Origin of the sequence: Paenibacillus sp. NRS-1760 (genome assembly GCF_050467785.1) — a bacterium.
In the GTDB taxonomy this organism is placed as follows: Bacteria; Bacillota; Bacilli; order Paenibacillales; family Paenibacillaceae; genus Pristimantibacillus.
Map to the genome: position 1 here is coordinate 888,895 of NZ_JBITPK010000014.1, position 14,665 is coordinate 903,559.

Consider the following 14,665-nt stretch of genomic DNA (forward strand, 5'->3'; position numbering starts at 1 on the left):
GTCTGCTCCTTCTCATCCGATTTTGCTGATCGTTTGTTCCTCGCTAGCCAGTTGAAGATACAGCTTGCGTATGACAGATTCGATATCCAGGCTTTCAATAGAGGCGTCTTCTACAGGGTATTGGGAGGCAATCCGGCTGACGTGTTCAAATACGGTTGATTCACCTCGCGGTACTAGAAAGGTTTTGCGTATTCCCTCGTCCTGAAGCATCGTAATGCCAGGGATATCGATCAGCCCGGGATCGACTCGGAAATCGATGATAACTTTCCTTTCACTTCCCAGCTTAGCTCGCAAATCTTCAACAGAGCCATCGTAGACCAGGCTTCCTTTGTTAACGACAAGCATACGTGGGCAAATTTCTTCAATATCTTTCATGTCATGGGTAGTTAATACGATCGTTACTTTACGGTCCCGATTTACAGTGCGAAGAAAGCGCCGAATTTGATCCTTGGCCATGACATCTAGACCGATCGTTGGTTCATCGAGAAATAGAATTTTGGGCTCATGAAGCAGCGCCATGGCGATCTCAACGCGCATACGTTGCCCCAGGCTAAGCTGTCTCACGGGCTTCTGCACAAATTCATGGATGGAGAGCAGGCTCATGCAAAGCTCCAGATTTTTACGAAAAGCAGAATCCGGTATTTTATAGATGTATTTGTGAAGATCAAAGGAATCTGTGACAGGAAGGTCCCACCATAATTGACTTCGTTGTCCAAAAACGACCCCGATTTGCTGTGCATTCGCTTTTCTTGCTTCATGCGGTACTGCGCCGAGTACTTTAATGTCTCCATTCGTTGGGACCAGGATGCCTGTCATCATTTTAATCATTGTAGATTTACCCGCACCATTTGGTCCCAGATAACCAATGGCTTCTCCTTCATTGATCGTAAATGACATATTGTTAACAGCATCTTCTTCCGTATATTGCCTTGTAAATAGACTTCTAACGGACCCAATCAGTCCAGGAAATCTTCTGTATTGCCGATACGTCTTAGTAATTCGGTTAACAGCTATTATACTCACATCGTCACCTGCCTTTAGAATTTATCGCTACTTCGATTATTTACAGCTTAACAATCTTAAGGGATATTGGCAGTAAATTCAATAAAATGTAAAATAAACTATGATTTGACGGGTGAATGATCAGCTAATTGACAGGTTGTTTCCAATTCCACTATGTAGTAAATTTTGAATTACTAATTATTGGAGGAAGAAACGGCCTTGGAGAAAATTAAACTTACAATTCAACATATTAAAGTGATTATTGCCAATAACTTATTTGTGTTCAGATTAGCTTGGAGTATGCATCCACAGAGAGTGCTGGCGGATTTTGCAGTTCAAGCCGGTAGAATGATTGGCAATGTGTTTTTTTCTGTATATTTCATGAAGTACCTCATTGAGTCTATTTCAATCGAAAGGGACTTTCAGCAAATTATCCATTTCATAATTATGACGTTAGTGTTGATACTTGCTTTAATTTTACTAGACAATTGGTATGAAATTCGCTTCAAACCCTTAAGTGATCTCAAGTTATATGAGAAGCTGTATCTCATTCTCTTTCGGAAGGCAGCATCCGTAGAATTGAAATGTTTTGAGGATTATGAGTTTTATAACAAGTATACAAAAGCCATTCAAGAAGCCGATCAAAGAGTCAGCGCTGTTCTTGAAAATCTCTCAAGGGTGATATTCGTATCGCTCGCAACCATTAGCATATTTGCCGTGATGTACGCCATTGACCCATGGGTGGTATGGTTTGCTTTATTGCCTATTTTCGGAAATTTTTATTTTGGAAAAAAGCTTAACCGAATTCAGTTTCAACAAAATAATGAACGGGTACCCTACCAACGGAAAATGGATTATGTCAACCGGGTCATCTATTTATCCCACTTTGCCAAGGAAATCCGTCTGTCCCGCATATTTTCAGTTCTGAGAAACACCTATATAGAAGGGTATGACGGTGCCATTTCGGTCGTTCATAAGTATCGAGTCAAAGCAGGAGTTGTTTCCTTTTTTAAGATATTTACAACCTTTACACTAATATTCCAAGGGGTTCTGTTGTATGGAGCTTATTTGGCTATTGTCAAGCAGTCGATTTCTATCAGTTCCTTTATCGTTCTGGGAAGCGCAATGGTCGGCGGTGCGTGGTCGCTCATCCGATTGTCTGATAGTTTTGTAGAAATTAATAAAAACGGCATTTACATTGAAAATTTAAAAACCTTTTTAAGCTACGTTTCCGAAATCGAGGAGCATGCCGGTCCAGTTAAAGCAATTGCGCCGCCAATACAGAAATTAACATTTAGGCATATTAACTTTACTTATGATGGGGCAGCTGAGGCTGCTATTCGCGATATTACGATAGAAGTTAATAAGAATGAGAAAATTGCTCTAGTCGGCCATAATGGCGCCGGCAAATCAACGCTAATCAAGCTCATGATGCGATTGTACGATCCTACTGACGGCGAAATATTATGGAATGGCCAAAATATTAAAGAGTTTGATCTCCTGTCATACCGCTCAATGTATGGAACCATATTTCAGGATTTCAAGATTTTTTCGATGACGATTGCAGAGAATGTGCTTATGCGTGATTTGGTTTCCGAAGCAGACCGCAAGCTCGTCATAGATGCGCTCAAGAAAAGCAGAGTTTATGATAAGGTAGCCTCTTTGCCGGAGGGAATAAATACGATGCTCACGAAGGAGTTTGATGAACACGGGGTTGTTTTATCAGGCGGCGAGTTTCAAAAGATTGCGATAGCAAGAATCTTTGCGCAACAGGCTGAAATCCTCGTGCTTGATGAGCCTACGAGCGCGTTGGATCCGATTGCGGAATATGAAATTTTTGAAAGTATGATGGAAGCCTGCAAGGATAAAGCTGTTGTTATTATTTCTCATCGCATGTCATCAGCTATGCTTGCAGATCGTATTTATTTCATGGAGGATGGCGAAATCAGAGAGTCTGGTTCACATATGGAATTGATGCAGCTGCAGGGGAAATATGCGGAGCTATTCTTAAAGCAAGCGGAAAAGTATGTTGATCAAGAAGAGTTGGCAGGGGTGGTGAATCTGCATGAAGCCCAATAAGCATAGCTTTACTAGAGTCCTTAAAAATAATTGGTTTATTATGAAATACGGGCTGCGCCATTCCCGCAACTATATCATCTTTACTTGCTTGTATGCATGCTTGCAGGAAATCGAAATTTTTATTGAGCATGTCATTTTGATTAAGTTTGTATTCGACAGCGTTCAATATGGAACTTCCTTCTCTACCGTTGCTCTATATATCGGACTTACAATTTTGTTTATCGCAATTTGCTTTGTGCTGGACAGCATCTATTTTCAAAGCGTTGAACCGAAAGGAAAGGAATTGCTGTATCAAAAAATAAGGATGGATCTCTACGAAAAAGCGATTAGCACCGATTTGGCCAACTATGATGATCCTGTTTATTATAATGATTATGTATGGAGCGCCAATGATGCCCATAATCGAATTGATGCTACGATAAACAACATTAGAAAATTGTGCCGATCCGTCACGGTTATTATAACCTCTATTAGCTTTTTCTTGTTTGTTGACAAGCTTGGATTGCTATTTGTGCTCGCGTCTTTCATTCTAACTCTGATTGTCAGCATGATCTCCAATAAAATCAGGTACAAAATGAGAATGGAGCTTAACGAAAAGGATCGTAAACGAATCTATCTGAAACGATTGTTTTACTTGGCTGATTACGCGAAGGAATTAAGACTTTATTCCATCAAGGAGAAATTTTTTAGAGATTTCACCGATACGCATAAAGAAATGCACGGGATTGTTAAAAAACGTTCGAAAAAGCAGTTTTGGTTAAACTTCACCTCAGAGTATTTCTTCAATGAGTTGATATTGAGCGGCCTGTACGTGACTTATGTTGTTTTTATGACGTTAGTGAAAGGAACGTTAAGCTTTGGCAGCGCGGTTACACTGTTGAATTCATCATGGCGTCTAAAAGGCAACATGCAATATATGACGACACTCATCAGTGAGATGCAAGAAAACAGCTTGTACATCGAGAAGTTAAGAAGTTTCCTGGAGCAAAAGAACGCTCTGAAGGAAGTTGAAGATCCACTGCCTGTGCCGGATAAGTTTACTGGATTAATGCTAAAAGAGTTATCGTTTCAATATGGTCCATCCGGGCCGCGTATTCTTCATAATGTTAATTTCAGCATTAGGCCAGGTGAGAAAATTGCAATTGTTGGTTACAATGGTGCCGGAAAAACGACATTGACGAAGCTGATCATGCGTCTATACGATGCAAGCTCGGGAGAAATTCGTTTAAATGGGATACAAATCGATCAGTTCAAGCTGGATGATTACCGTATGAAGATTAGCTCAGTGTTTCAGGATCATCAGCTGTTCGCTGCTACGCTTTCCCAAAATGTCGTCATGAATCAGTTTTCATCCGGCGATTCATTTCTGGTAAGAGAAGCGCTGGAGAAAAGTGATTTTGGCAATAAGCTGCAGACCTTGCGATTGGGGACCGATACCTCCATTACCAAGGAGTTTGACGACGCCGGGATAGAGCTATCTGGTGGAGAGGCGCAGAAGGTAGCGATCGCAAGAGTGTTCGCCAAGCCGACTCTTCTCATCCTATTAGACGAGCCTTCCAGCGCCTTGGATCCAATGAGCGAATATCATTTGAATCAAGTGATGCTGGAGAAGGCAGAAGATCGACCCATCATTTTTATTTCACACCGCTTATCGACGACCAGAATGGCGGATCGCATACTCATGATGGAAAATGGTCAAATCATTGAGCAAGGCTCACACGAAGAGCTTATGAGAATGGACGGGAAGTACGCTCAAATGTTTAACCTTCAGGCTTCACGTTACCGCGTGGTTGTAGGAGCTTGAAAAATAATGATTGTGGGGTGGCTTGGATAGTGGAATTTAGAGAAATAACGTGGGACAACTTTATTGAATGTATTGAGCTGAAAGTTGCAGAGGAACAGAAACGCTTTATCTCCTCTAATCAACATGCACTCGCAGAAGCATATATCGCATCAAAAGAGGGGCAGGTCATTATTACATTTGCTATTTATAAAGATGAGACTATGGTCGGCTTTATCATGATGTATTATGACGATGGAAATGGGAATTTCGAATACAGCAGCTATGGCGTTTTTAAAATCATGATTGATGGGCGATATCAAGGCAAAGGGTATGGGAAGGAAGCCGTGGAAAAAGCTATAGAATTCGCTAAGACATCTTCTCATGGTGAAGCGAGGGTCGTTGAAGTTACCTATAACCCCGAAAACATCATTGCGAAAAATTTATATGCCTCATTAGGATTTGTTGAAACAGGAAATACCCACCCTTCTGGTGAGGTATATGCTGAGTTTGTTCTACCTAAAACACCATATTTACGGAGTGTTTAAAGCAAGCATGTTATCTGAAGGAACCTGAAATAATTGAAAATACGAGGAGGAGAGTCTCATAGTTTCCATTCGAGATTGTACCGAGGCAGATCTTGATGCCGGCTTCATTGGTTGGTCCTGTAGCTGCATGGATGACCCATAAGGAGCAGATCTTGAACAAAGTAGGTTCGCTACGTGGGAGAATCAATTTGCAGAACGCACGATTAGAAAGTCATATTCGTAACCGAATAGCGGCAATGAATAGAACAAACAAGCAGTCGACCATGTCGGCTGCTTGTTTGTTTTTTAGTGCGATGAAATGAGTATCTGACCCATGCTCTTGTGTAGAAAATCCCATCATCTAACAGGTATAGAAACCATTGAACAAAAGGTTGTTTACAAAACATGTAAACGTTACACTTTTTTATGAAGAAAACATTTCGTATACATTGACGAACAAGCAAAAGGAGGATGAGCGTCATGAAATTCAAAAGGTTATTTGCAATCTTACTGCTAAAAAGGTCATTGATCATACAGCTTGTTTCCTGGGCCCCGATAGCTTCGTCAAACGAGGATAATCCGTTGAAGCAAAAAATCGACCGTTTCCGCGAAAAGTATCCGAATGTACAAATTACGATCAATTAGATGAACCCGTGAATGTTGGAGGAAAGTCTAATATTGAGCAAGAAATACGGTTTAGCAGCACCAAGTCTCTTCAAGTGATTGTGAACGGACAGAATGGGAGAGAGGCGTTAGCAATATGCGAAAGAATTAGATATTGAATTTGGCTCTCGAGATTAACATCTGGCATTACATTGTCATGTGAAGTAAAGGCGTAGAGGAGAAATATGTTCATGTCAAACATCAGAAAACTGGGGATACTGCTAATGTTCGTTATGACGTTATCGAGTTGTATGTCGTCATCGCATACACTCAAGAATAACGATACGTCTGCTCGAGTCGGGGAGAAACAGCAGCTAACAATTAAGCTGGTTGGTCGTTATAGCGGGGATACGCTCCCTCAGAAGATCCAGCGTTTTGCCGATATGCATTCGAATGTGGAAATTAAGATCGAGTGGGTTCAGTCTTATAATAATCCGTATAGCAAATCTCCAGTTTTGTTTGCACCTTGGACTCCAATTGAGGTACCTTCTGAGCTGTATGAGGACTCTAATAACGTTTCGGATATCGTTGAACTGGTGCCCTACCAGATGCGAGAATTGTATCGGATGGAAGTTATCGAGCCGTTAAATTTGAACGAATCGGATCTAGATGATTATGCGATTGCGACTAATGACGGATATGTTCTGGGTATGAAAAGCAAGATTAACCCGATGATTCTTTACTACAATAAAGATATTTTTTCTACCTTGGGGATTGAAGTTCCTTCGGAAAAATGGGATATCGATATGTTGAACGATGCGATCGTCAAGCTGAAGGCTGCGGGAGAGACGCTCTATATTCCTCTATCGCCATTTACACTGGAGTGGGCAACGGGACTGTACGGTGGACGTGTTGTCGGAGTAGACGGCAGGTCATTCGCCGGTTATATCGATAGTGATAATGCAATTAAAGCTGCCAAGTGGATTATGACTATCGGAACGAAAATGGAATATGCCTCGATGTCCTTAACTGATTTACGTCCCCCTATGCCTTACGATTTGGTCGATGGTAAAATCGCGCTAGCGATAGAATATGCGTATGGGTTTAATATATCTATGAAAAACAGCTATGAGGAGATTGCGCAAGAGAATAACCAAATCGGAGTGGCAGCGTTACCTGTGGGAACGAACGGTCATAATCCGGCTTTAATATCGGGATTATCCCTAACCTCGAAATCTGAACATAAAGAATTGGCTATGCAGTTAATTCGGTATCTATCAGAAGACCGAGATTCATTGTATACGGACATTGCTTCGCATACACTTCAGACCGCTACAAGAACCTTGAAGGAGCCAGTGGACGCTGCACGGAAATTGATAATTATAAAGGCTATGAAAAGGTCCGTTCCAGCAATACTTAATACGCATGAGGTAGCCGAAATCGGTTTTTATGACGCGATACAATTATTTTTGCCAAAACCACTGCTTGCGATCAGGGACGGGCAGTCAATTAGAGATATGCTAAAACAGTATGCGGATCAACTGGATAGCGATGCGAGAGACAAATAATGTTTTTGAGTCAAAAACCAATAATTAGACATGTATTATAAATTATTCCATAAATGTTAAAATGATTGTGAGTCCGAGAGTTTTGTCGATTCTGTAGTCTGTACTCTCCAAGGACTGGTCTTGGTAAAAAATAGAAACGGAGGTGATTATATGTGTGGATATCAATCAGGGGGCTGTCTGGCGAGTTCCTGCGGAGGTTCTTCTAAACTGGGGGTTCAACTGGTGAATTACGTATGTGATGGTGTCATTCTATCCCAGACTTCGTCGGGTTGCTGCAACCTTTAAAATCAGTGGACTACATGCTTACAATAATGAGAAAACACGGCTTTATGCCGTGTTTTCTCATTATATTTCATGTTGGAATAGGAGGATCATAAAGTGATGGGTCCCTTTTTGCAGTTCCTGTTATTGATTACCTTTTTGTTGTCTGGATTCGGAAAACTAATCAGTTTCGCAGATTTTAAGAAGACGATTGAACAATTAGAAATCAGTCGTCGACTTGTTTTACCGAGTGCAGCTGTTGTTGTACTGCTAGAATTATCTGTTTCGATCCTTCTTATATTTTCAGGGACTCAGTATCTCGCGTATTTAATAATCTTGTTTTTACTAGGCTGCTTTGTGTGGTCTATCTACCGGGCATATAAACGCCAGCTGAAAGTGGCCTGTAATTGCTTCGGCAATATTAATCCAGAGTCGTTCGGTTGGAATACGGTACTACGGGTTGTCCTGTTACTTGTCATTACCCTATATCTCTTATCAACCGGAACAACAACTGTATGGGCGGAGTATCCAATCGAAGATATCTATTATGCTGGAGTTGGTTCGATCGGTGTGCTTCTGGTTTACAGCTTAATGCCGTACGCGGCATTTGGTACTTTAGCAAGTGACGGTTCCAAGTTAGGGGGAGTTGGATAACATGCAATCCATAGCGAATGCTGTTCTATGGTTATTAGTCATAATGTTAGCGGTCAGTGTGCTGCGGTTGCGCAATAAGGTCTATATGCCTTTCAAGCTAAAAGAACTGTTGTACTCCGATTTCGGTGCGCCGCTAGGGGAGAAATTTCCAGTAACACACTTTCAGACGATCACTGGCGGACAAGCTGCGGTTCATAATGATTCAGGAAAAAAGAAAATTATATTGGTCACCTCTCCGACCTGCGGCACATGCACGACGTTATATCCACTGATCAATCCTTTCATGCAGAACAAAAACGATCAATACGAGTTTATCTCAATGATGTATGGTGATTTGCAAGAGGTTAAGGCAATCGGTCATAACTACAGCCTGATGGTGCCGATTGTTCAACTGGAGAACGAGGAAAGTTTGAAAGCAATTAAGACCGATCGTTTCCCATTCGGCTATTTGCTATCTCCGGATGGTAAAGTCACATCCAAAGGATTGATTACGAATGAAGAGCAATTTGACCTTCTCCTTACGTGGGCTCCGAAGCAGTCGAAGAAAAGCAGACTAGCCTTTTATCGGCAAAGATCTAATGCAGAGCAGCAAGTCTAATCGGTTATCTGACAGATTACTTTTACATCGTGGGAGCCCTGTCGTGAAATACACAATGATGATAAATGTAGCATTGCTCTTCATCACTTTATTATCCAGCTGCGTGTCGACAACAACAGCTGAAGAAGCAGCACGGAACAGTGAGGAACCCAAGTCGAAAGACACGCTGACCATCCAGCTTGTCTCCAGTAACGGCTCGTTTTATGGAGTAGAGCACCATCGGCTAGCGCGGAAAATCGAACGATTTGGAGATCTCAATCCCAATACGAACATTACGATACGTTGGATAAATGATTATAGTTTGACACAAGGCTCTAATTCTGTGCCGACTTGTATACAGTAACGCAGAGGGCACAGGATGTACCGGATATCTTCGAACTTGCGCCTAATCAGATGCTAGAATTGTATCGGCGCGGCGCAATTGAACCTCTGAATATGAATGAAACAGGCGTTAGCGAATATGTGGTCTCCTCTAAACGTTAATTATACATGAAATGAAACGTTCCGTTCCGGCAGCGCTCTTCATGCATGAGGCATTTTCCATGCCATACTTTGAGCAATGGAGCAGTCCTAATCGGTTAGCTGCCATTCATAATGGCCTGCCGATTCGTGAATCCCTGCACCATTATGCTTTAGAGTTAGAGCTGGAGTTGAAATGAAATTGCATACGCGAAACAACTTTTCGAAGTGTTATGAAACTGTGTAAGATAAAAAGGAGGCGTCTCATGCTTGAACTGACTTTATGGCATCACCTTGAGCAGCCGGAATCCTATGCGTGCAATGGAGAAGATGAATATGACAAATCAAACTCAGAGACCGAACATCGGGATTCGTAGCATAATAGCCATACTGGGGCGTTCATTGATGCTCGTGTGGCGTTTATCGGCGCCACTTGTGCTGCTGCTTCTCGTTATGCGAGTTGTGAGCGCATTCATTCCGGCTATGCAGGTATTGGTCGTGAAGGAATTAACAGATGCGGTCGCCGGATTGCTCACGCGTGATGGCGAGATGTCGGAGCCCGTCAAGTGGCTGGCGGCAAGCGGCGGTCTGCTGCTGATTGGCGCGCTTTTGGATGCCGCAGCCCAATACATGACGATGCTGATGAAACAGAAGACGCAATTCAAAATGGAAACGATGCTGGCGGGGAAATCAATGAGTATTCCGCTGTCTCGATTCGAGCAGCCACAATACTATGATCAACTGCAAAGGGCTAAGATGAACGTCTCTTTTCGAGGTTTTCAACTGATAGAGCAGCTTTTTTCCATTGGCCAATCGCTGCTCACGGTCGCTTCATTCTTCGCCCTGCTGTGGCATTTTAGCTTTGTATTGTCGCTGGGAATGGTGCTTGTTGTCGTTCCGACGCTTGTTGTACATATGAGAATCGGTGAATGGAAGTATTGGCTGATGCGTGTGCAGACGCCGTTCTCGCGGCGCCTGTTCTACTTCTTCGATCTGATGACCAACCGTCAGTCCGCTAAGGAGGTCAGATTGTATCGGCACGCTAATAAGCTGCTACACTATTGGGGCGGATATTTCTGGAAAAATGCTGGCGAGCAGAAGAAGGTCGAGCTTCGATCGCAAAAGATGCGAATAGGAATTGAAGGTCTGAACGGAGTGCTTGCCTTTTTATTCTCCTGTTATGCGGTCTGGGTATGTTATTCACAGCAGCTATCGCTCGGGGCTTATGTCGCGATCGCGCAAGTGCTGGCCACGACTCAAGCTTCAATGCGCATGATTGCTCAGAACTTATCGTCCATCTACGAGGAAACGCTCGTCATGAACGAGTATTACGACTTTTTGGATTCGGAGGAGGAAGAGAACGGGCAGGGACGGCATGTGCTGAACAGCCCCATTGCGGAAGGCATTACCGTTGATCATTTGACTTTTGCCTATCCAACCAGCCTGAAGCCCGTGCTTAACGATATTTCGTTCCGAATCAAACCGAATCAGACAGTAGCGATTGTAGGGGAGAATGGCGCGGGCAAGAGCACGCTCGTTAATTGTCTGATTGGACTTTACCGTGAATATTCGGGCTCTATAAAATACGACGGCGTTGACTTGATGGAGCTGGACGTTAACACATTTCGCGACCGTACTGGAGCGGTATTCCAGGATTTTCTAAGGTACCAAGTATCCGTGAAGGAGAATATTGGGTTCGGCGATGTAGGCCGGATGGAAGACTTGGCCGCAATTGAGGCGGCTGCCGCGCGGTCCGGTGCCGCGGACGTTGTACAAGGGCTTCCGGACGGCATGGATACGTTGCTCGGCCCGATTTTTGATGGGGGGCACGAGCTGTCCGTCGGCCAGTGGCAGAAGCTTGCCCTCGCAAGGTCGTTTATGCGAGATTCTGCAATTATGGTACTTGACGAGCCTACAGCATCCATGGACCCGATGGCTGAAGCGGAGTTGTTCAAGCGATTCACGGAGCTGGCCGAAGGACGCATTACGCTGCTCATCTCTCATCGACTCGGAAGCTGCCGAATGGCGGATCATATTCTAGTCATGAAGAATGGCACACTAGTCGAGCAAGGCTCACATGAACAATTGCTAAGCTTGCAAGGGGAATATTGCCGAATGTTCGAATTGCAGTCATTGGCTTACCGATAATCTAGGTTTCAAACCAACCTGCTATGAACTTCATATCAAGGACGGGGGTGTATATATGGCATTATGGACGATGATTCTCCGCAAGATGGTGAATAATAAGTGGCTGCAGCTGAACTTGTGGTTCGGTCTGACTGTATGTGTGGCTCTATTCTGCTCGATGCCCCTTTATTCTGATGCCATCCTGCAGCGGACGTTGCTGAGGGAGCTCCAGCAGCTTCAAGAGAGGGAAGCTGTATTTCCTGGATATGTAGGAATTAGTACGACCGTCTCCTCCAAGACGACGGACGAGAAGACGAGAAGCCAGATCGCCGAGGCCGATCAATTCGTACAATCGATACCCGAGCGGTTGGGTATGGAAGCAAGAGCGTTCTACCAACAAAGATTTACATCAAAAATGAAAATATACGGGGCGGACGCGTCGGAGCAAGAGAAGAAAGTGCTGAATGCGACAGGCGGCTTTAGGACGCTGACGGACATGGAACATCGGGTTCTTCTTATTGAGGGACGGATGCCCGTCGATCGAACGGACGGCGTCTACGAGGCGCTCGTTACAGAACGCTTCTTGCTGTCGACGAAGAGGGAGCTCGGAGAAGAACTGATCGCCGAAGTGATGACAGGGGATCGTGCACGCTTCCGTGTAATCCCTGTTGGACTTATTGTAACCGATCCAAATGCGGAGCCATATTTGCCTTTTGTTGCAGAAGAGGTCGTTGACGGATTCATGATTCCATTCGAGACGTTCGAGCGCGAGTTTGTACAAGGAGGCAAAGCGGCAATCGCATTCCTTGAATGGCGTTATGCTATGGAATATGAGCAGTTGAACGTTGAGTTTATCGATCAGCTCGTTAAGGCGGATACCGAGATTCGACGTTTTTTCCAAGGTTATATCGGCATTGCCAAGGTCGAAATTCCGGCAACGCCGACAACGGCATCATATCATGCGACGGAGAGTCAACTGACCGTTATGATGTTGGCGTTGTATACGCCCGTCATGCTAATGCTCTCCTTCTATTTATATATGGTTGCAAACCTGATTATTAATCAGCAGAAGACGGAAATATCCGTGCTGCGCAGCCGAGGAGCAAGCCGTACGCAGCTGATGACGGCTTATACCGTAGAAGGCTTGCTTCTTGGCCTCAGTGCACTTGCGATCGGACCGTTTCTTGGCGTGAAATTTACACAATTGCTGGGCGCTTCCAGCGGCTTTCTGGAGTTCGTCCAGCGTTCGGCGCTTGAGATCAGCTTGAGCAGCAAGTCTTACAAGATTGGAGCGGTTGCCGTTGGTGCGGCGCTTGTGCTGATCCTGATTCCGGCATTTATGGCTACTCGCGTTAGCATCGTTAGCCACAAGCAGAAGATGGCTCGAGGAGCTAAGCTCTCGTTCTGGTACAAGAGCGGAATTGATATTATTTTGGTCGGATTGGCCATCTATTTACTGATTAACTTCAATAAACGAATGGACGATTTGCAGCGGCTTGCGCTCGATGCCAATGTCTTGCAGGTTGATCCTCTGCTGTTCTTCATGCCCACAATGTTCGCGCTTGGCGGGGGGCTATTGGCGCTTCGCGTCTATCCATGGTTCATTCGGTTCTTATATTGGGCTGGTCGCAGATGGTGGCCGCCGTCGCTTTACCATTCGCTTGTGCAGATCAGTCGCTCATCCGGCCAATATTTGACGATCAAGGTGTTTCTAATTATGACTGTAGCGACAGGGTTGTTCAGTGCCAATGCAGCGCGGACAATTAACGATAATATGGAAAGTAAAATCCAATATGCTATCGGCGCGGATATCACGGTGAAGGCCAAGTGGGAAACCTACGAGTCCGATTCCGGAGGTCAAGCAAGTCTGGCACCGAATTCGAAGCAAATGAAGTACATTGAGCCGCCCATCCAGCCGATGAGAGAGCTGGATGGCGTGGAATCGGCAGCCAAAGTGTTCAGGAAGGAAGACGCGTTTTTCGTAGAAACGAAAAACAAGAGCTCAGGCGTTATGACGATAATCGGCATCGACACGTTGGATTACGGCAAGACGGTCTGGATGAAAGACGGATTGCTTGATTCTCACATTAACAACTATCTTAATCTTATTGCGCCAGACCCGATGGCGGTGCTCGTCTCTCGTTCCATTGCCGAGGAGCACGGCGTAAAGCCGGGCGATAATATTCGGGTTTATTGGCAGGGACAATCCCAAGCCCTGTTCACTGTATATGGCATTATCGACTATTGGCCGACATGGAATCCTCTACCTTCCGAAAGGTCGTTCGGAGACAAGGAGACGGAGAAACCTCATCTGATCGTTGGACATCTGGGTACAATTCAGAATCGGATTGGACTCGAGCCATACGAGGTATGGTATAAGCTGAAGGCCGGCATTTCCAGCTCGCATATCTACGATCAGCTTGCGGAGAAAGGAATTCCGCTTGTGGGTGTCCGTGACGCAAAGCAGGAATTGATACAGTCCGCGAACGCTCCGCTGCGGATGGCAATGAACGGCGTTATGACGCTTGGTTTTGCCGTTGCGATGCTCATCTGCTTCTTCGGCTTCTTGATCTTCTGGGTACTGACCTTATCCGGACGCACGCTTCAATACGGAGTGCTGCAGGCAATGGGCATTCCGTTCTACCAGGTATTCGGCATGCTTGTCAGTGAGCAGGCGCTCACCTCGGGAGCCGCAATCATTATCGGCGTCTATATCGGCAACTTGACGAGCGATCTATACGTTCCGCTGTTCGAAATGTCTTTTGCAACAACGGAGCAAGTGCCGCCGTTCCAAATCGTGCGCAAGCTTGGAGATTATGTGCAGCTCTATGGCATCGTTGGGCTCACGATTGGCATCGGCTTGTCGATTCTCGTCTACCGGTTGTCGCGTACGCGAATTAGCCAAGCGCTTAAGCTGGGAGAGGAATAATAGGCCACATGAAAACACGCCAGAACCGGCGTGTTTTTTGCATGCTATCGGCAATCGGGTTCCGATTTGTACCTCGTT

General features: G+C 44.7%; 12 protein-coding genes. 11 read left to right on the plus strand and 1 reads right to left on the minus strand.

Going from position 1 to position 14,665, the window contains the following annotated elements; all coding sequences use genetic code 11:
* Positions 1-12 precede the first annotated feature (12 nt).
* Positions 13-1,023: an ABC transporter ATP-binding protein gene (locus tag ACIFSR_RS23240; RefSeq protein ID WP_339204263.1), complete on the minus strand. Its 1,011-nt coding sequence runs from the start codon at positions 1,021-1,023 to the stop codon at positions 13-15.
* 198 nt (positions 1,024-1,221) lie between these two features.
* Between ACIFSR_RS23240 and ACIFSR_RS23245 the strand changes: the two genes are divergently transcribed.
* From ACIFSR_RS23245 to ACIFSR_RS23295, 11 genes are all read left to right on the plus strand, one after another.
* The gene (locus tag ACIFSR_RS23245) at positions 1,222-3,081 is read left to right on the plus strand and encodes an ABC transporter ATP-binding protein (protein WP_339204262.1); all 1,860 of its coding nucleotides are present in this window, start codon (positions 1,222-1,224) and stop codon (positions 3,079-3,081) included.
* Complete coding sequence (locus ACIFSR_RS23250; protein ID WP_339204261.1) at positions 3,068-4,885, plus strand: ABC transporter ATP-binding protein; 1,818 nt, start codon at positions 3,068-3,070, stop codon at positions 4,883-4,885. The genes ACIFSR_RS23245 and ACIFSR_RS23250 overlap by 14 nt, the downstream gene beginning before the upstream one ends.
* Before the next feature lie 29 nt (positions 4,886-4,914).
* Positions 4,915-5,409 carry a GNAT family N-acetyltransferase gene (locus ACIFSR_RS23255; RefSeq protein ID WP_430060231.1) on the plus strand — a complete coding sequence of 165 codons (495 nt, stop codon included), beginning with the start codon at positions 4,915-4,917 and terminating at the stop codon, positions 5,407-5,409.
* Positions 5,410-5,504: 95 nt separating this feature from the next.
* Positions 5,505-5,711 carry a hypothetical protein gene (locus ACIFSR_RS23260; protein ID WP_430060233.1) on the plus strand — a complete coding sequence of 69 codons (207 nt, stop codon included), beginning with the start codon at positions 5,505-5,507 and terminating at the stop codon, positions 5,709-5,711.
* Positions 5,712-5,868: 157 nt separating this feature from the next.
* Complete coding sequence (locus ACIFSR_RS23265; RefSeq protein WP_339204259.1) at positions 5,869-6,033, plus strand: hypothetical protein; 165 nt, start codon at positions 5,869-5,871, stop codon at positions 6,031-6,033.
* Between the two features lie 209 nt (positions 6,034-6,242).
* The gene (locus ACIFSR_RS23270; RefSeq protein ID WP_430060235.1) at positions 6,243-7,559 is read left to right on the plus strand and encodes an ABC transporter substrate-binding protein; all 1,317 of its coding nucleotides are present in this window, start codon (positions 6,243-6,245) and stop codon (positions 7,557-7,559) included.
* Between the two features lie 381 nt (positions 7,560-7,940).
* On the plus strand, positions 7,941-8,474 hold the full coding sequence (locus ACIFSR_RS23275; RefSeq protein WP_430060454.1) for a MauE/DoxX family redox-associated membrane protein: 534 nt from the start codon (positions 7,941-7,943) through the stop codon (positions 8,472-8,474).
* 1 nt (position 8,475) lies between these two features.
* Positions 8,476-9,072 (plus strand): hypothetical protein, encoded by a 597-nt coding sequence (locus ACIFSR_RS23280; protein ID WP_430060237.1) that lies wholly within the window; start codon positions 8,476-8,478, stop codon positions 9,070-9,072.
* A gap of 43 nt (positions 9,073-9,115) precedes the next feature.
* On the plus strand, positions 9,116-9,415 hold the full coding sequence (locus ACIFSR_RS23285) for a hypothetical protein (protein ID WP_430060239.1): 300 nt from the start codon (positions 9,116-9,118) through the stop codon (positions 9,413-9,415).
* A gap of 521 nt (positions 9,416-9,936) precedes the next feature.
* The gene (locus tag ACIFSR_RS23290; protein WP_430060241.1) at positions 9,937-11,679 is read left to right on the plus strand and encodes an ABC transporter ATP-binding protein; all 1,743 of its coding nucleotides are present in this window, start codon (positions 9,937-9,939) and stop codon (positions 11,677-11,679) included.
* Between the two features lie 55 nt (positions 11,680-11,734).
* Complete coding sequence (locus tag ACIFSR_RS23295) at positions 11,735-14,587, plus strand: FtsX-like permease family protein (RefSeq protein ID WP_430060243.1); 2,853 nt, start codon at positions 11,735-11,737, stop codon at positions 14,585-14,587.
* Positions 14,588-14,665: the final 78 nt, after the last annotated feature.